This is a genomic window from Cellvibrio polysaccharolyticus (genome assembly GCF_015182315.1).
Classification (GTDB): Bacteria; Pseudomonadota; Gammaproteobacteria; order Pseudomonadales; family Cellvibrionaceae; genus Cellvibrio; species Cellvibrio polysaccharolyticus.
This window is the reverse complement of the sequence record NZ_PRDL01000001.1, coordinates 954,930-975,162: the sequence shown is the minus strand read 5'-3', so window position 1 is coordinate 975,162 and position 20,233 is coordinate 954,930. Positions and strand designations below refer to the sequence as shown.

Annotated in this window: 7 protein-coding genes; 3 read left to right on the top strand and 4 right to left on the bottom strand. The window is 52.5% G+C overall.

All coding sequences use genetic code 11. The features are described 5' to 3' along the window. Window positions 1-498 precede the first annotated feature (498 nt). From htpX to C4F51_RS04135, 3 genes are all read left to right on the top strand, one after another. The gene (gene htpX, locus C4F51_RS04145; protein ID WP_193907423.1) at window positions 499-1,389 is read left to right on the top strand and encodes a protease HtpX; all 891 of its coding nucleotides are present in this window, start codon (window positions 499-501) and stop codon (window positions 1,387-1,389) included. Between the two features lie 127 nt (window positions 1,390-1,516). Continuing rightward, on the top strand, window positions 1,517-2,566 hold the full coding sequence (locus C4F51_RS04140; RefSeq protein ID WP_193907421.1) for a S1C family serine protease: 1,050 nt from the start codon (window positions 1,517-1,519) through the stop codon (window positions 2,564-2,566). A gap of 5 nt (window positions 2,567-2,571) precedes the next feature. Further along, the gene (locus C4F51_RS04135) at window positions 2,572-2,916 is read left to right on the top strand and encodes a Rieske (2Fe-2S) protein (protein ID WP_193907419.1); all 345 of its coding nucleotides are present in this window, start codon (window positions 2,572-2,574) and stop codon (window positions 2,914-2,916) included. Here C4F51_RS04135 and C4F51_RS04130 read toward each other — a convergent pair. From C4F51_RS04130 to C4F51_RS04115, 4 genes are all read right to left on the bottom strand, one after another. After that, window positions 2,889-3,581: a TVP38/TMEM64 family protein gene (locus C4F51_RS04130; RefSeq protein ID WP_193907417.1), complete on the bottom strand. Its 693-nt coding sequence runs from the start codon at window positions 3,579-3,581 to the stop codon at window positions 2,889-2,891. The genes C4F51_RS04135 and C4F51_RS04130 overlap by 28 nt on opposite strands. Window positions 3,582-3,736: 155 nt before the next feature. Beyond that, window positions 3,737-11,929 (bottom strand): autotransporter-associated beta strand repeat-containing protein, encoded by an 8,193-nt coding sequence (locus tag C4F51_RS04125; protein WP_193907415.1) that lies wholly within the window; start codon window positions 11,927-11,929, stop codon window positions 3,737-3,739. A gap of 622 nt (window positions 11,930-12,551) precedes the next feature. Next, the gene (locus tag C4F51_RS04120; RefSeq protein ID WP_193907413.1) at window positions 12,552-13,148 is read right to left on the bottom strand and encodes a phage tail protein; all 597 of its coding nucleotides are present in this window, start codon (window positions 13,146-13,148) and stop codon (window positions 12,552-12,554) included. A gap of 1,036 nt (window positions 13,149-14,184) precedes the next feature. Then, window positions 14,185-20,169, bottom strand: a complete 5,985-nt coding sequence (locus C4F51_RS04115; RefSeq protein WP_193907411.1) for a beta strand repeat-containing protein — start codon at window positions 20,167-20,169, stop codon at window positions 14,185-14,187. Window positions 20,170-20,233 lie beyond the last annotated feature (64 nt).

Genomic DNA, 20,233 nt, shown 5'->3' with positions numbered 1-20,233 from the left:
CGATAACTGCCCTTCAGCGCTCGGCTTGCAAGTTTTATTACAAATATTAAAAGCGCGCTTTATTTCCTTTTTACTGAAGAAGCCCGGAAATTCAGGGCTTAAATAACTACAAAAAAGCGAAATGCGCCAAATTGAAAATATTTACGATTTAAGATAAAAAAGCACTTGCACCTGCAAATGATAACTATTACTATTTCTATCAGCTGCTGAACTTCTTCTCCGGTGATGCAGTCGATGTGAAGGTAATCTTCCTGCAAGCGGATTACCGGATCTTCTCCTTGAGAGTCTACGACTCTTGGCTAACCACGGTTGCTTGGGCCACCCCGAAAAGGGTGGCCATTTTTCTTTCTACTACCGCCAAACGTCTGCTTTTTATTCAATTCCGGTTATTTTTTACCATCTGTTCGGTTTTTCCATTGAAATTATGCCGTTGAGTACGCATATTTCCTCCTGCCGTTGTCTATGGACAACCCTATTGATCCTTGCAGGAGAATTATTGTGTTACGTATTGGCCTATTTCTATTGACCAACATCGCCGTTATTGCTGTTGCCAGCATTGTGCTCAGCATTTTTGGCGTGGGCAATTATCTGGACGCCTCCGGTGGTCTGAACCTGCAATCCCTGTTGATTTTCTGTGCGGTTTTCGGTTTCAGCGGCTCGCTGATTTCGTTGCTGCTGTCCAAATTTATTGCCAAAAAAACCATGGGTGTACAAATCATTGAGCGCCCGCGCAACGCCGACGAGCAGTGGCTGGTCAGCATGGTAGAAGAGCTGTCACAAAAGGCCGGTATCAAAACCCCGGAAATCGGTATTTTTCCGGCGCAGGAAGCCAATGCTTTCGCCACCGGCTGGAACCGCAATGCCGCGCTGGTTGCCGTAAGCCTGGGGATGCTGCAACGCTTTGAACGCGATGAAGTGCGCGCGGTAATGGCCCACGAAATTGGCCACGTGGCCAACGGCGATATGATTACCCTGAGCTTGATTCAGGGCGTGGTTAACACCTTCGTTATGTTCTTCTCCCGCATCATTGGCCACATCGTTGACCGGGTCATTCTGAAAAATGAAAACGGTCACGGCATCGGCTTTATGATCACCACGTTTATTGCGCAAATGGTGCTGGGTATTCTGGCGTCGATGATTGTTATGGCCTTCTCCCGCTACCGCGAATTCCGTGCTGACCACGCCGGTGCCACACTGGCTGATCGCGGCTCGATGATCCGCGCACTGCAACGCTTGCAAGCTGAAGTGAATGCCGGCGTGGAAAGCCCGATGCCCGATGGTATGAAAGCGTTTGGTATCAGCGGTGGCTTCAAGCAAACCATGGGCAAATTGTTTTCCAGCCACCCGCCACTGGATGTTCGTATTGAAGCGCTGAAACGCGGCTTGTAATTAAAACCTGTTATCCCGCCTGCGCCCTGCAGGCGGTTTTTGAACTCTGCGATGCGCTTTCTCCCTCACTGATTGACTGCCGATAGTTCAAGCGCATGTGTCAGCTCTGCAATTGATGGAGGATGCTATGCGTATCTGGTCATTTATCGTTTTGGCCATTGTAGGAATATTTACCATTCAAAAAGCCGCTGCCAATGATTTTGCAACGGATGACGAGCGCAACACCATCCAGATTTTTGAAAAATCCCGCCCCAGTGTGGTTTTTGTAACCAATCAACAAGTTGTTCGTAACCCCCGCTCGCTTGACCTGATGACTGTGCCCCGCGGTTCGGGCACCGGCTTTGTGTGGAACCGTGATGGCTACATCGTTACCAATTACCATGTCATCGAAAACGCTGGCCAAATTCAAATTACCTTGCAGAATCAAAGCACCTGGCCTGCTGAAGTGGTGGGGCGCGCTCCCGAACGCGATATCGCGGTATTGAAAATTAACGCACCGGCCAGTGTGTTAACGCCCTTGCCGCTTGGCGATTCCTCACAGTTGTCAGTGGGCCGCAAGGTGCTGGCGATTGGTAATCCGTTTGGCCTGGATGCAACGCTCACCACCGGTGTCGTCAGCGCGCTGGGGCGCGAAATCGAGTCACCCAACAAGCGCAAAATATCCAATGTGATTCAAACCGATGCGGCGATCAATCCCGGTAATTCCGGCGGGCCACTACTGAATTCCCGCGGTGAGCTGATTGGCGTAAATACCATGATTTACAGCCCCAGCGGCGCCAGTGCCGGCATCGGTTTTGCCATTCCGGTGAATACCGTGAAAGAGGTGGTGCCCGAGCTGATTACCCATGGCCGCATTGTTCGTCCGGTGATTGGCGTTGCACTGGCACCGGAACATTGGGCGCATCAACGCGGTATTCAAGGTATCCCGATTTTACGCGTGGAACCCAATTCTCCCGCTGCCAATGCCGGGCTGGAGGGCGCCCAGCGCAACTCATGGGGGCAAATTATTCTGGGTGATGTGATTGTCGGTATCGGCAAACAGGCGACGCCCACCAACGACAGCTTGATGAGTGCGCTGGAGAAACACAAAGCGGGCGATAAAGTAACGCTGCATATTGTGCGGCAGGGAAAATCGCTGAAACAATCCGTGGTGCTGGCAGCGCCGGCGCGCTCCTGAACAACGTGAATACGCCATTATTTTATGAGCATGAACTGGCTGACAGGGAAAGTCGCGGGTTCATCATCAACCATCTCGCCATCTTCGCCGTGCGCCAGTACGGCGTTATTCATCTTTATCAAAATCGCTGTCCGCACCGGGGCATTTCCCTGGAGTGGCTTGAGCATCAGTTTCTGGATGCCAGCGGCGAGTTGATTCAATGCGCAACCCACGGTGCGCTTTTCCTGCCGGAATCCGGCCTTTGTGTCAGTGGCCCCTGCCGGGGGCAATCGCTGATCCCAATTGCGTTTACCGTTATTGACGGCGGTGTATTTCCCGAGATTCAGGGTTTGGGTTCAGGGCCGGCGTAAACCGGCCGGTTACGCAAACGATGCCGACGGTACCACAGCAACAACGCCCCGCCGCCCCACAGCACCAGGGACAGCACCGCCGCCATAATCAGCGCCGGCCAGGGGTTATCTACCGAACTGATAGACCCGGCGTAAGTGACCACAATGGCATAGGGCACGCTACCAATCAGGTACGCAGGCAGAAAACGCGAGATGGGCAAGCGGGTTGCGCCAGCCAGACAGCAGCTGATTTCCGGCAACATCGGCAGGGCGCGGCACACAATCAGGGTCACAATACCGTAGCGACTGAATATCGCGGTCATCGCCTCCAGCCTTACCGGGTCAGGCGTAATGCGTGAAAGTAACCGAAGCCCGTAACGCCGCCCCAGCCAGTAACCAGAACCACCCGCCAGCATCAACCCGGTACAAACCGCGGGAACCGCCAGTGACCAGCCCAGAAAATAGCCGGCCAACAGACTGACGGCCATGGTGGGAATGGAGAGTAATAAATCTACCCAGAGTAAACCCGCCACCAGCAAAAACACCCATACCGGGTGGATTTGGCTCACGTAGGTCAGAGCCGCCTCAATGTCATCCAACGTTAAAATGCCAGTCAGATTGATCAGGAAAAACGTAAAGCCAAACAGGGCGGCCATAATGATGGCCAGGCGGATCAGATCTTTCATGAACGTATTTTTCGTTACCCGAGATAGAAATAGTAGCGCACAACCTCGCCAGCGCGCTGATCTGAAAGCGGAAGCGAGAGAAGCTTCACGCATAAAAAAGCCGACCTCAATGGAGGTCGGCTTCAGATTGGATCAACGCGTTTGAAGTTAACGCATCAGCGGTTGTTGTTTCGCGCTTTGGAGACTGACCGGCGGCGGTTGTGAGCCAGCAGTAACAGCAACAAAGCCGCTCCCGTTTCCATCAAACCAAACGCACCACCACTCTTTTTACCCTTCGGCGGATTGACCGGCGGTTCCGGTTTTACCGGGGGCTCAGGATTCACTGGCGGTTCCGGTTCAGGGTCAACCGGCGGTTCGGTTTGCACCCGAACACTGACAACGCCCGGGTCGGCAATCGCCTTGTTCACCAGACCGTCCGCATCGTTCGGGCCACCATCTTCCAGCGTCAACTGCACACACAGGTATCCGGCTATCAGACCAGCTTCCCACTGCACATCGCCCGGCGGTGGACAGAAGCCCGGGTTGCCCGGTGCAGAGTGCAGCCGGTTGTTGTCATTGGTTACGAAGTCTTTCCAGGCACCGTCACTGTATTTTCGATAAATAGCATCTGTCGGAATGGCCGCCTGCTGTGGCAGCACGATTTGAATGGTCTGACCGGCCAACGGCAGGTGGCGCACTTCGAAGTCGAAGATGCCACCGACAGGGCGGTAACCACTGTCAACTTTCAGATCCGGCTGACCGTCAAGGTCGCTGTCGAGCAGTTGGGTACCACCTTCTCCCATCAGGGCAAAGCGACCAATACGGCAAAGCACGCCTGGCTCGCACTCGAGCAAGTAAGCACCGGTGATGCTGATGTCCTGCGGCAGTACGTTGTCGGTCGGCATGGAGTCCAGATAATCCGGTATGCCATTGCCGTTCGCATCGCCAAAACCTTCGGTCGCATCGTCGATGCCATTGCCGTTGCTGTCCTGGTTCGGGTCGAGTACCGGCAGCTGTTCGACTACACGGAAGTAGAGGTCGGCGGTTTCACTGGCACCCGCCGAATCGGTGACGGTGAGCTGTACAAAGTAACGGCCGCTCAAGGTTACCGGGTTGAAGACCAGGGTGTTGTTGGCCGCACTACCATCGAGATCCGCCAGTACGTTGTCGGTACCACTCCAGTCGAAGCTATGAGTATCGCCTGCATTGAGGTCAGTGACCTGCGCCGTGACGGTGACATTGCCTCCGGTACGGGCAACCAGGATAGTGTTGCGCTCATCCTGATTCAGGCTCAACGAGACTTCCGGTGCGATGTTGCCCTCACGCAGGCTGATGACATGACGGTTGGCGGCACCGCTGTTGATGTCGAACAGGTCACCGGTGATAACCGCCGGGTTGCTGCTGCGGTCATCCAGGCCCAGTACCAGTTCACTGTCGCCACCGTTGGCACCGGCGTGCAGCTGTACGTCAATGTGCGCTTCGGTCTGACCGGCATCATTGAACATGGCTACCGTTTCCAGCAGGGTGTATTCCGTGTCGGCCGCCGTGGTGGCGGTGTCGATGGTGACCGGTATCGCCAGCGGATACACCGGGGATACACCATTCAACAGAATCCGCACACGCACCACGCTGTCACGCAGGGCTTGCTGGTTTTTGGCAAACGAGACCAGCGGACGGATATTCACGGTTTGTTTTGCCGAAGCGGTTTGGCCATTGGCGGCGGTGGCTGTCCATACCACCTCATGACGTCCGGGGGATAACAACACTACGGCATTGTCATTCAACCCTTCCGGCAAGGTGGTGCAACAGGCTTCGCCACCACCGGTGGTCAGCGCTGCAAGGGCGGCCTGCAGGGTTGCGCTATCTGCATCGGCATCCAGCTTCAGCAACTGACGCAGGGTGACCGGGGTGTAGAGCGCGGAAGCATTCAATACGACCGGTGCAGGGGCGGTGACGACCGGGGTGTCGGTATCCACATCCTCAGCAGCTACGGTAAGACTGAATGCTGGCAGACTGGCCGTCAGTGTTCCATCGGATACGCGGATGACAATATTGCTGTAAGTCCCGTTGTCGGTGGTGTCCGGAATACCACTCAAACGACCGGTGGTGGTGTTGAACACCGCCCAGGCGGGTTTGTTAACGATACTGAAGGTCAGAGTATCACCGTCCGGATCGGAGGCCGTCGGGGTAAAGTTGTAGGCGTTACCCGGCTCAATCGTGGTTGACGGGGTGCCGCTGATCACCGGGGCACGGTTGGCGTCGGCAACAACGGTGAGGTTGAAGGCTGGCAGTGATGCAGACAGCCCTCCCGTATCCGTTACGGTGATCACAATACCGGCCGTAGTGCCAGCATCCGCTTTGACGGGTGTGCCAGTCAAGGTGCCGGTGGCAGCATCAAACGCAGCCCATGAGGGTTTGTTGGTGATGTTGAACGTCAGCGTATCGCCATCCGGGTCGGAAACCGTCGGAATAAAGCTGTAAACCACATCCTGATTGACGCTGGTGGCCGGGGTGCCACTGATGACCGGAGCTTCGTTGACATTGACCACTTCCAGATTGAAAGCTGGCAGTGATGCCGACAAAGTACCATCGGAGACGCTGATGACGATGCTGGTCGTTACACCGACATCCGCTTTGACGGGTGTGCCAGTCAGGGTACCGGTGGCAGGATCAAAAGCCGCCCAACTGGGGGTTTTGTTAATACTGAAAGTCAGTACATCACCGACATCAATATCGCTTGCCGTTGGCGTGAAACTGTAAAGCACGTCCTGATTAACACTGGTGAGCGGAGTACCACTGATGACTGGTGCGTCATTGACGTTAGCAACAGTCAGGTTAAACGCAGGCAAGCTGGTTGAGGTTGTGCCATCACTCACAGCGATGATGATGCCGGTAGTAGTGCCAACATCCGCATTACCCGGTGTGCCGCTCAATGTGCCGGTGGCCGGATCAAATGTAGCCCATGACGGTTGGTTAATAATGCTGAACACGAACACCACCGAATCCACATCGGTTACGCCAGGCGTGAAGCTGTAAGCAGCATCCTGATTGACGGAGACCGGAGGGTTACCGGAGATAATGGGCGTATCGTTAACCGCTGTAACACTGACTTCTTTGGTGCTGGCAACACTTGAATCTACGCCATCATTCACCACAAAGCTTATTTCACGAGTTGCTTCCGAAGGTGTTTCCGAGCTGTTGGTGTAAGTCACCGCCGCGAGCGCAATTTCCCATTCAGCAAGCGTCGCGGTGACGTCACTGGACGTTAAGGTGAGAACACCGGTAGCCGCATCGTAACTTGCACTGATATTGCCCATGGTGCTGCTGTCGTTGGTGAAGGCCAGCACATCTTCAGCGGCCTGGAAGTTAGCGGTAATGCTTACAGTAGCTGACGCCAGCGTGGCGTTGTCATCATCACTGACAGTGATACCGGCATCAATCACCACTGGCGTAGAAACAACATTATTGCCTTCAGTAAACGCCGTTACTCCCGAGGTAGTTGTAACCACAGGAACACTGTTCACCGCAGAAATGGTAACGGTGGCTGACGCATTGAGGATGGCGGTATCCACCCCGCCATTGGCAGTGCCGCCATCATCTTGCAATGACGTAATGGTAATCACACGATTTGCGACCGTCGGGTTTATGCTGCGATTGGCATAAGTCATTCCATCGACCAACGTCTGTGCAGATGAAAGGCCAGCCGTCCGAACAAGTGTCAAGGTAGCTGTTGAGCCTGTTACGGCAACACTGATGTCAACACCATGAATCAATGATGTATCCGTAAAACCATTGGTCAACGGAATATCACTACCATCGAAATGTATGACCTCATCACTGCCCTCGGTGACGTTAGTTACCGTCACTGTAAGCATTATGATCAACTGGTCAGATTCCACCGTGCTTACACTGGTTCCGCTGAATAAACTTACCGGCAACCCACCTTCAGTGAAGGTGGGTGTTGCACCGGTAGTTGATAATGTTGGAGCATCATTTACAGCAACAATAGCTACATCAATAATCGCACCGCTGCTGGTGCCGCCATCGCCATCGTTGACCGTTATCTCCACGCTACGAATGTAGGTGGTAGGCTCAGTGGTATTGGTGTTGATGTAGGTCAGGTTGCGAACCAGCGCCTGAATAATTTCTGGGGTAGCCGCACTATTGAGGGTAATAACCAGATCGTTGCTCTCGGTACCACCATCGATTGTGCGTGTACCAATAAGAGTCCCGCCGTAAGTGATATTCAAACCGGAGGTGCCAATTTGGCCCCCTGCCGTACCTTCATTCCGGATTGAAAGAACATCCTCGGTGTTAACCCGGTTGTTGATGATGGAGACAGTAACATTGCCGCCATCGAAATCAGTCGAGTCGCTGTCAGTTACTGTTGCATCACTATTTGCATCCAGAAGTACCAGGAGGCTGTCTTCGATAAACGTGACACTGTCGCCATTCAGGTTGCCGATCACGGGCGCGGCGTTCAGCGGCGCAGTCAGGGTGAAGTCATTGCCTGTGCTACCAGTGTAGCTGGCGGTTAACACAGTACCGTTACCACCGGCAGTGAGGGTCGCACCTTCGGCCAAGCCACTGAATGTGCCGGTAATGGCATCCGCCATATCGTTGGCGATAATCGTGTAACTATCGCCCTGCCCGGCCGAATAACCATGACTGGCTACCAAATTACCCGCAAGGCTCACTGTGCCGTTAACGATCACTTGATCGTACTCAGTACCGGCGGTTACGCCATTGATTTCAACAGCAAGAGTGCTGCCCGAATTCATTTGCAAGTTGCCATTCACGGTAAACACACCCGGACTATTACCTGGTGACAGTGTTCCGCCATTAGTGACGACCAGATTAGTGACGCTGCCCGAGCCAGTAAGGGTCGCACCGGAGCTGACAGCTACCCCTGAAGTGCCGTTTAATGCACCTGCTACGGATAAAGTACCAGCCAATACCGTGGTACTGCCGCCATAGTTACTTGTTCCAGATAATGAAAGCACCCCACTGTCCGCTTTCGAGAGGCTACCGCTACCGCTAATCGCACCCGATAAGGTCACTGCTGGGGTGTTACTGATAGTCGCGCCATTGGTGAGGGCAATACTGTTATCAATAGTGGTGGCACCGGTAATGCCAAGCGTACTGTTATTGATGCTGAGCGTTCCCGATCCCAAATTATCATCACTCGCCACACTTAAAGTACCGCCACCGGAAGCGGTAGTGTCGCCGGTAAAGGTACTGCTGTTGCTACCCGACAATGTCAGAGTACCGCTACCCGTTTTTGCGAAGCCGCCACTGCCGATAAGTCCACCGGAGAAAGTTGTGCTGCTGTTATTACCACCGGATGAAAGAGTGAAACCATTTAAAGAAACAATCCCTGCACCGGCCAATGACCCTAAAGTCTCACTTGCGTTCAGGGAGAGAGTGGCGCCACTTGAAACAGTAACAGCGCTGGTATCATCAATTGCGGCTCCGCCACTGAGCGCTAAAGTACCGGCACTAACAGTGGTACTACCCGTATAGGTATTGCTGCCAGATAATGTGAATGTACCACTCCCAATTTTGGTAATGCCATTGCCTGTACCTGAAATGACACCAGAGAAAGTTGTACTGGCGTTATTACCACCCATTGTAAGGTTGTAGCCCAATACCACATTTCCGGCACCTAAAAGTGAACCTATAGTTTCGCTACCACCGCCCAAGGTTAAGGTGGCTCCGCTGGCTACTGATACGGCATTGCCGTCGCCAATAGATGAACCGCCGGTTAAGGTCAATCCACCTGCTGATACGATAGTGTTACCGCTATAAGTATTGCTTGCCGCCAAGGTCAATGTGGCAGATCCAGTCTTGGTAAGGTTATGCGCACCGCTGATAACGCCGTCTATAGTGGCATTAGCGGTACTACTGATCGTCGCTGCACCCGTCAGCGCAATTGTGTTATCGATGGTAGTTGCGCCGTTAATCGCCAGCGTTGTACCCGCTGCCAGAGTGATAGCACCAGAGCCGAGGTTGTTATCACTTGAAACACTGAGGGTACCGGCATCAACATTGGTGGCTGCGTAGGTATTATCTCTTGCCAGCGTCAGCACACCTGATCCTGTCTTGGTCAGGTTGTGACCTCCGCTGATAACACCGTCGATGGTGACATTGGCAGTGTTGCTGATGGTCGCTGCACCCGTCAGCGTAATGCCGTTATCGATAGTGGTTGCACCCGTCACCGCCAGCGTAGTGCCACTGGCCAGCGTGATTTGAGTAAAACCAAGATTATTATCATTGGCGACAGACAGCGTACCTGCGGATACCGTGGTATTCCCATAGGTATTAGTGCCAGACAGGATCAGGCTGCCAGTGCCGGTTGAGGCTAAATTGGTGCCACTGATGATACCCGACAGGCTGAGTGTTCCTGCCGAATTGATGCTGACAACGGTTGACGACAAATTAATATTGCCGCTCACTGTGGCTGCACCGGAGGCAAGTTGGAGCGCTCCGGACGCATTGTCACCAGCGCCACTCAGATTCAGTGCATCAGTAATGGTAATTCCATTAGCTACACGCAGACTGGCACCGCTGCTAACCGTCACGCCATTGGTAGTGGTACCCAACGCATTGTTGTGGGCGACAGTCAATACGCCCTGACCAACAGTAACTGAACCCGTGTAAGTCGTGCTGGTACCGTTTAACACCAGGGTGCCTGTCCCCAGTTTGGTGAACGACCCCGGGCCAGTCAGAGCGGTCGTAAAAGTTGTTGTATCAGTCGCACCATTGGTGACAGTCAAGGTAACGCCCGGCGCGATAGCCAGTGATCCACCACTCAAGGTCACGCCGCTGGCGGAATTAAGGTTCAGGGTCAGATTCTCGTTCAGCGTGCTGGCAGCAGAGGTCGATACCGTCTGAGTTGCCAAACTGGAAGCGATCACAATAGTCTGGTTACCGGTGAGGTGTGCGGCGGCAATCGCAATTGCTTCACTGAAGCTCACGCCATTAGCCAGGTTGATGGTGGCTGTATCGGTAGCGCTGGTAACGTAAATGAAATCGGTGGTCACGTTCACGTCGGCAGCGACACTCGAGTTGCCATCGCTCAGTGTGAAACGGATTGTGGCATGGCCAGCAGGTGTGTCGTTACGGTACTGGATACCGCGAACCACATCGCGCACCAGGGTATTAGTGGCATTAGTATTAAAGCTGATTGCCAACACACCGTTAGCATTGGTGAAAGTACCGAAGGTAGTTGAGCCACCCGTTTGCAGGTTACCGCCACTAACGCTAAAGCCGGACTCGTTAAAACTGAATATATCCGACACAAGCGGGGTATTGCCACGCTGCACCGTCAGGCTGGCGCCATTCCAGTTGCTGGCATCCAACTCGATATCAGTAACCGTCGCATTACCACCAGCGTCCAGAGTTACTGTATTACCAACATCCGGCCACGCCACACTGTCACCGTTAAGGTTAGTAATGACCGGGGCAGCATTGACACCGCTCACCGTAATGCCATTGCCTGTGGTATCCGCAACAGCTACCACTGCATCCGCACCCGCCGCCCAATCTTCCGCAGCGGCTAAATTATAAGTCGTCGCATCAAGCGCACTGGTGCCATTTTTATTGAGAATAGAAGCAACGGCAGCCTTATCTGTTGGGCTAAGCGTTAAGGTAAAACTGGTGTCGGAACCAATCTCCACATTGGCCGTATCAGTCAAGGTACGGGTACTGTTGCCCTGCCCCAACAGGGTGAACTTATTGGCAACAATATCGTTGGCTGCGCCATTGCGCTTCTTCAGGTTAGTACCGGTTACTACCAATACCCCTGTATTGGCATCATAAGTAGCAGAGGTAACTGTAGGAACCGGAACACTGGAAACTGTAATGCCATTACCCGCAAGGTCGGCTGTTGCCGCCGAATCAGCCATAAAACCAGCGGCACCAGCCAGATTATAGGTAGTTCCGCCGGTAGAGCTGATGCCATTTTTGTTGACAATTTGATTGATCGCCACTCTATCAGTCTCACTGAGGGTCAGCGAAAAAGTAGTGACAGAACCAATTTCAACATTGGAGGTATTAGTCAGCGTATAGGTAACACCGCCTTCACCGGTCAGGGTAAATTTGTTAGCGATCACATCATTGTTAGCACCGCCTGTTCCAGTGAAATTAGTACCGGTTACCACTATCACACCAGTAGTGCCGTTATAGGTGGCGGAGGTGATAGAAGGCCCAGGCAGTACACCAGGTTCAAAATCAAGCTCATCTATTGCGATTACATATAGTGTATTATTTGTTCCGATAAAACGAATCTCATCAATGTATTGCCAATCGGAATTAAACGTCAGCACACCACCAAAATAATTCGCAATCCCATTTTTTGTGTAAGTCACAGAACCCGATGAGTCCGAAGAACGGGTATCAATGGTATCCGATGCTACTAACCCCCCATTCAGATAGCCTCTTATTATCAGGTTTGGATCTCCCAAGTTATATGTCTCATTCAAAACTCCAGTGTCAATCTCCATTGACACAATGCGAAATTCTGAACCATCCGCCGAGGTTATCCTTGCATCCAAAGGCCCTTGAATAAAGGTATTTCCGTCAGAGTTAAATACAACAGCATTATCATTAACGTCAGGCGTAATACTGAACACGTATGGGTCGCCAAACAACGTAACAACCGCTCCGCCACCAGGCGTCACCAATGTGTAGGTTGCACCCGTTATCGTTTCGCCGGAGACAGTCATGACACGCGGAGACTCCGCATCGAAATTCTGATCCGAAGGAGTGGCAGCACAGACGCTAAAAGACATCAAAACCGCCAAGCAACTTAACAATAACCTGCACCAATACAAACACCGATGTTCTGTAACCAGATTATTGATCACATGAATTATTTTATAAGTAGCCCGCAACATAATGCTTCCCCATTAATGACTTTTTCAACAAAAAACAGTGCGCATCCCTTGCGCACTGCTTGACTTGAGCCCCACATCCCACAATCGTTTGAGCTTAATTACGTGAGGGGAAAACGCCTTCAATTGCGATAATGAAATTAACTACTACATAAGGTTGCACAATCGGAACCGGCAGGTTGTTACCGACAATACCCGTATTGCCAGTCACATTGACGGTTGTTGTGGTATGTACTGGCAAAAGCGTGGTATCCGGTGTAGTGCTATACGCATTGACTCCAGACAGCCCACCAGGCACTTTTGCAGGCACAGTTGTTGGCCCTGGGGTAGGAACACTGCCATTAGTCGTGGATGCCCCTAATGCAACATTGACATCACCGGTCCCACTCAATGCTACTGAGTGGGAATGCGCGGGTAATTCATTTACCGTCAGTGTTACATTCTCAGTCCCGCCTACCTGCCCCAGGGTGTATTGGCTTGTACCGGGGCTTTGACCTTGGTGCACAGGCACACGCCCCTGCAAATTGGGCAATGCAAAGGTCGTTTGGCCATCGCCACCATAGGTAGTACCCAGAATTGCAAAAAGCGCAGAATTTTGCTGGATTGGCAGTAATTGCCCATTGCAAAAAGCCCAGCCACGCGGTGCAAAGTTGCCGGCAAACATAATGATTTCACCGAGAAACGGTTCAGACATAATCTTTCTCCTTGATAATGAAAATAAGGAAACCGGAAAACCGTTTTCCAGACACGCAAAATAGTTGCCTGTTGCCACAACAAACAATGCATTGACGCATTACGGGTATCACAAAAATTTATCAGGCAAAGCCAGTTATTATTCGCTCAGAAAATGCCAGATGAAAACTGAGAGAAAGCGCTTACAGATTGAACACTACAAAAAGCGATACATCTTTCTTCAAACAGTCTTCAGTTTGGAGGGATAGGTAGACACTCGATCTGAAGAACGACAAATCATTAACAGCTGCACAGAGCATCAACCACAGGGGAAAGTCAATTTTTTGAACAGACCAATCGAAACCGAAATTTTTAAAAAAGTTCGCCAAAAATATGACAGAGACATCCTGTCAAAATATTGGACTTTCCCGGCAAACACATTATCGCAACAATACTATTCATTAAATTACTGCATATAACATCACAAAAAAAGGAAAGTAAATCCCCCGACTGAATTTAACTGAACAGAAACGCTTCGCGCTTCATTGCGCGATAAAACTCACCCTCTACAAAAGCCTAAAATCAGGGTGAAGTACAAATTATTAGTCCCAGGGTTATCGCGCTCAACCGGTAGCCCCACCAGGATTTCGGGCTTGCCTGCCATCATTAAAATGCACAAAAAGTTGCTGCCCGCATCATTACTTTTTGTATAAGCCAATCATTAACGAAATGGATTTTTTATATTGCTGGCATACTTATCCCGTCAATGCTTGCGCTTAAGGTTACTTGTTACGAAATCAAACAGTTTGAAGACGCCAGACACTGCTGCAAGTGGGGTGAATAATGCTGACCTGCAGTTCTTGTTGCAGCAGGTATCTCATCGTGCGGAAAGAAAAATATTGAAATGGGAGGAGGCTGCGGTTAAACAGCAAAAAAAGCCGACCTCACAGAGATCGGCTTTTTCTTTTTTAACAAACAACATGCTTTTTCGGGGGGCTCGGCGGTACGCCATTACACCCCTTGTCAGCAACCGGGAACCGGCTAGTGTTTGCGTCCGTTCAATTGTTGCTGCGCTTTGCGTTTTTCCCTTTGCTTTGGGCGCCCGTTCTACGACGGTTGTGAGCCAGCAGTAACAACAACAAAGCCGCTCCCGTTTCCATCAACCCGACAGCACCACCACTCTTTTTGCCCCCTTTCGGCGGGTTGACCGGTGGCTCCGGTTTTACCGGCGGTTCCGGATTCACTGGCGGTTCCGGTTCAGGGTCAACCGGCGGTTCGGTTTGCACCCGAACACTCACACCACCCGGGTCGGCAATCGCCTTGTTCACCAGACCGTCCGCATCGTTCGGGCCACCGTCTTCCAGCGTTAACTGCACACACAGGTAACCGGCAACCAGACCTGGCTCCCACTGCGCATCGCCCGGTGGCGGACAGAAGCCCGGGTTGCCCGGTGCAGAGTGCAGCCGGTTGTTGTCATTGCTTACGAAGTCTTTCCAGCTGCCGTTGTGGTATTTGCGGTAGACCGCTTCGGCCGGAATCGCTTCGCGTTGCGGTATCACCACACGGATGGTTTGTCCTTCTACGGGCAGGTGTTTGATTTCGAAATCGAAGATACCGCCCACCACCTGATGGGTCGAGTCAGCGGGTAAATCCGAGGCGGCTTCCATATCACTGACCAGTAACTCCACACCACCGCTTTCTCCCAGCAGGGCGAAGCGACCGATACGGCACAGTACACCCGGGTCACACTCCAGCAGGTAAGTATTGGCTTCAATGATTTGCTGCGGCAGTACGTTGTCGGTCGGCATGGCATCCAGGTAATCCGGTATGCCGTTGCCGTTCGCATCGCCAAAGCCTTCGGTCTCATCGTCGATGCCATTGCCGTTGCTGTCCTTGTTCGGGTCGAGTACCGGCAGCTGTTCGACTACACGGAAGTAGAGGTCGGCGGTTTCACTGGCACCCGCCGAATCGGTGACGGTGAGCTGTACAAAGTAACGGCCGCTCAAGGTTACCGGGTTGAAGACCAGGGTGTTGTTGGCGGCATTACCATCAAGATCCGCCAGTACGTTGTCGGTACCACTCCAGTCGAAGCTATGAGTATCGCCTGCATTGAGGTCAGTGACCTGCGCCGTGACGGTGACATCGCCTCCGGTGCGGGCGACCAGGATGGTGTTGCGCTCATCCTGATTCAGGCTCAACGAGACTTCCGGTGCGATGTTGCCTTCACGCAGGCTGATGACATGACGGTTGGCGGCACCGCTGTTGATGTCGAACAGGTCACCGGTGATAACCGCCGGGTTGCTGCTACGGTCATCCAGACCCAGCACCAGTTGACTGTCGGCAGCACCGGCACCGGCGTGCAGCTGTACGTCAATGTGCGCTTCGGTCTGACCGGCATCATTGAACATGGCTACCGTTTCCAGCAGGGTGTATTCCGTGTCGGCCGCCGTGGTGGCGGTGTCGATGGTGACCGGTATCGCCAGTGGATACACCGGGGATACACCGTTCAGCAGAATCCGCACACGCACCACGCTGTCACGCAGGGCTTGCTGGTTTTTGGCGAACGAGACCAGCGGACGGATGTTCACGGTTTGTTTTGCCGAAGCGGTTTGGCCATTGGCGGCGGTTGCTGTCCATACCACCTCATGACGTCCGGGGGATAACAACACTACGGCATTGTCATTCAACCCTTCCGGCAAGGTGGTGCAACAGGCTTCGCCACCACCGGTGGTGAGTGCCGCCAGTGCCGCTTGCAGGGTTGCGCTATCCGCATCGGCATCCAGCTTCAGCAACTGACGCAGGGTAACCGGGGTGTAGAGCGCGGAAGCATTCAACACGACCGGGGACGGTGCGGTGACGACCGGGGTGTCGGTATCCACATCATCAGCAGCTACGGTGAGACTGAACGCTGGCAGACTGGCCGTCAGTGTTCCATCGGAGACACTGATGACAATGTTGCTGTAAGTCCCGTTGTCGGTGGTGTCCGGAATACCGCTCAAACGACCGGTGGTGGTGTTGAACACGGCCCAGGCGGGTTTGTTGGTGATGCTGAAGGTCAGTGTATCACCGTCAGGATCGGAGGCCGTCGGGGTAAAGTTGTAAGCAACACCCTGATCCACGCTGGTAGTTGGGGTACCCGTGATAACAGGAGCATCGTTGACGCTATCCACGACCAGATCAAAGGCCGGTAGGCTGGCACTCAGAGTGCCATCACTTACACTGATTACGATGCCTGTCGTGGTGCCCACATCAGCTTTGACTGGCGTTCCGGTTAATGCGCCTGTTGCCGTATCAAATGCTGCCCATGTTGGTTTGTTAGTGATACTGAAGGTTAAGGTATCGCCCACTGTGTCTACTGCCGTTGGAATAAAACTATAGGCCTCCTCCTGCTTGATGCCAAGAGCTGGCGTACCGCTAATGGTTGGTGCGCCATTAGGCTCTATTGCGTTGGAAGCAGCCGATACCGCGCCAGTTCCCATTGCGTTAATCGCGCTCACAGCAAAGGTATAAGGCGTGCCATTGGTTAAACCGGTGACAATAATTGGTGAACCAGCACCCGTCGCAGTCGCTCCACCGGGGTTAGCCGTAACGGTATAACCAGTAATCACTGCGCCACCGGTAAATACCGGTGCAGTGAATGACACAGATGCCTCGGCATTACCGGCACTGGCAGTCGCCGCCGTTGGAGCGCCGGGCACTACGGCATTAACCGCAAAGCTATGAGTCACCTGGGTAGCAGGCAAGTAGCTGCCATTACCGGCTTGATCTGCATTAATCGTACAGGCACCAGCAGTCACAAAGGTCAGTGCACCTGCTCCGGTGATAGTACAAACACCGGATGTTGAAGAAGTAAACACTGGTGTCAAACCGGAATCCGCCGTTGCTGACAGCGTTGGTGTAGTACCAAAGTTTTGTGCACCAGGAGCGACAAAGGTAATGGTTTGGCTAGCCGCTGGTGTAATCGAGCTGGAAGCCGCCGATGGCGAACCTGTACCCGCCGAGTTGGTAGCCGTTACGGTAAAGGTATAGGCAACACCATTAGTCAACCCGGTTACGATAATGGGTGAAGCTGCACCGTTTACTGGAACAACATCAGCGGGGCTTGTGGTAACGGTATAACTTGTAATCGCAGCGCCCCCAATAAATACCGGAGCAGTAAAGGCGACCGAAGCCTGGGTATCGCCCGCGGTTGCAGTAGCTGCGGTCGGCGCTCCCGGTACAACGGCAGTAACAGTGAATGTTTGGCTAACTTGAGGGGCGGCCAGGTAACTGCTATCGCCCGCTTGATCCGCATTGATCGTACAACTACCGATAGTTACAAAGGTCAGTGCACCACCAGCAGTAATAGTACAAACACCGGTAGTCGATGAAGTGAAAGAAATCGGATATCCACCACCCGCTGATGAGGTCGCCGTCAACGTAGGTGTAGTACCAAAATTTTGTGTGCCCGGATTACCAAAGGTAATGGTTTGCGGTGCGGCCGGGGTTACCGAGTTGGAAGCCACCGAGGGATTACCCTCACCTGCCGAGTTGGTAGCTGTCACCGTAAAGGTATAGGCCAAACCATTAGTCAAACCCGCTACGGTAATGGGTGAACCGGAGCCCGTGGCGGTCGCACCGCCGGGGCTAGCGGTGACTGTGTAACCGTTAGCCATAATCGCAGAACCACCCGTACCAGCTGGTGCAGTAAATGTCACCATGGCTTCAGTATCACCTGCAGTGGCAGTGCCGATGGCTGGTGCATCAGGAACTATCGCATTCACAGTAAAAGTCCGGGTTACTGTAGTGGCTGCATTCCAAGCCGTATTGCCTACCTGATCCGCATCAATAGTACAGCTACCGGCCGTCACAAACGTCAGGGCACCACCGCTAGTAATAGTACAAACACCAGTAGTGGATGAGGTAAAGCTCACTGTAAGTGAGGATGTAGCGCTGGCCGTCGAACCCAAGTCAGGTGCAGTGCCAAAGTTCTGGGCACCGGGATTCGGAAAGGTAATGGTTTGATTACCTTTGGGGGTTGCCGGGTTAGAGGCAACGGAAGCAACGCTGTCACCGACCCCATTGGTTGCTTTCACTGTAAAGGTATAGGCAGTACCGTTAGTTAAGCCAGTCACCACAATCGGCGATGTTGTAAAGCCATTACCACCGGCAGTGATATTTCCCGGATTAGAGGTCACGGTATAACCTGTGATTGCAGAACCGCCATCATTTACAGGGGTCGTAAAGGCTACAGAAACCTGCCCGGCTCCCGCTGTTGCCGTACCAATCGTTGGCGCATTAGCTACTGTTGGAATCGCAACTGTATGGGATGAGCCACTGGTAAACGCTACCGGACCAGCATTACCTGCCGCATCGGCAATATTGGTTGATGCATTGAGGTTTACTTTGATAGTACCGTTGCCAACAATACCACTCACCGTAACCGTGAAACTGGAGCCAGCCCCGGAAACACTGACAATGGTGCCATTGGCAGTTCCAGTAATTCCTAATGCAAAGTCATCGGTTGAAACGCCGGTCACCGATTCATTAAAGATCACAGTGAAATTCACACTGGTAGCGGCCGCCATTGGACTCCCGCTTACCACAATGCTGGATACCGAAGGTGCAACACCATCAATAACCAAGGCTTTATTGTTACCTAATGAATTGGCTGCACCCGGTGAAGCCAGGGTCAAAGTCGCGTCATTACCCGCAGCGTCCCTGATAGTTCCCCCGCCCAATGCCAGCGAGCTGGTAGCTACATAATCCAGGTCACTGGAAGTATCCCCAGCCTGAACGGTATAGTTAAATGTTAGCGTAGAGGTGCCAGTACCGCTCGCATAGTTGATTGTCCGGTCGGTTGCCCCCGTCTCCAATGTTAACTGTGGAGTGCCGGTCACGGTTACCGCTTCACTGAAGTTGACCTGCACACTGACTACATCACCAATCTTATAGGTTCCATTTGCTGTACTGGAATTTACTGAGGTAACTGTGGGCACCACGCCATCAATAACCAGCGCTTTATTATTACCCAAAGAGTTTGCCGCACCAGGGGGGGCAAGTGTAAGGATGGCATTGTTGCCAGCCGCATCACGAATAGTACTACCGTTCAAAGCCAGGGCAGTGGTCGTAGTGTAATCCAAATCAGCACTGACATCGCCCGCCTGTACGGTATACGTAAACGTCAAGGTGCTGCTGCCGGTGCCGCTGGTATAGTTGATCGTTCTGTCGGTAGCGCCGGTTTCCAGGGTTAATTGCGGCGTACCACCTGCCACAATCACATTTTCACTGAAATTCACCTGGATGCTGATTGGAGAACCTACCTTATAGGTGCCATTCAGGGTACTGGAAGAGATGGACGTTACTGTAGGGGAAGTAGAATCAGGCGGAATGCCAGGTTCAAAATCAAGCTCATCTATTGCGATTACATAAAGTGTATTATCGGGCCCGATAAAACGAATTTCATCAATGTAAGACCAATCGGAATTAAACGTCAGCACACCACCGAAACCCGCATCTGCATTTTTTGCGTAAGCCACAGAACCTGATGAGTCCGAAGAACGGGTATCGATGGTATCCGATACTACCAGGTCGCCATTCCGGTAGCCCCCTACTATCAGGTTTGGATCGCCCACGTGATCTGCTTCATTTACAAGGCCAGTGTCAATCTCCATTGACACAATGCGAAATTCTGAACCATCCGCCGAGGTTATCCTTGCATCCAAAGGCCCTTGAATAAAGGTATTTCCGTCAGAGTTAAATACAACAGCATTATCATTAACGTCAGGCGTAATACTGAACGCGTATGGGTCGCCAAACAACGCAACAACCGCTCCGCCACCAGGGGTCACCAATGTATAAGTTGCACCGGCGATAGTGTGGCCAGCATTCGTTAGATAACCGGGCGCCAGCGCATCAAAATTCTGATCCAAAGGAGTAGCAGCATAGACATTAAAAGATACCAAAATGGCCAAACCACTTAAAAATAATCTGACCCCATAACGCCAACATCCGGCAACCAGATTATTGATCACATGAATTATTTTATAAGTAGCCCGCAACATAATGCTTCCCCATTAATGACTTTTTCAACAAAAAACAGTGCGCATCCCTTGCGCACTGCTTGAC

What these genes read in the sequence shown, in the direction of transcription:
- C4F51_RS04140 (WP_193907421.1), top strand. Translation starts at nt 1,517, where the DNA reads ATGCGTATCTGGTCATTTATCGTTTTGGCCATTGTAGGAATATTTACC.
- C4F51_RS04130 (WP_193907417.1), bottom strand. Translation starts at nt 3,581, where the DNA reads ATGAAAGATCTGATCCGCCTGGCCATCATTATGGCCGCCCTGTTTGGC.
- C4F51_RS04120 (WP_193907413.1), bottom strand. Translation starts at nt 13,148, where the DNA reads ATGTCTGAACCGTTTCTCGGTGAAATCATTATGTTTGCCGGCAACTTT.
- C4F51_RS04115 (WP_193907411.1), bottom strand. Translation starts at nt 20,169, where the DNA reads ATGTTGCGGGCTACTTATAAAATAATTCATGTGATCAATAATCTGGTT.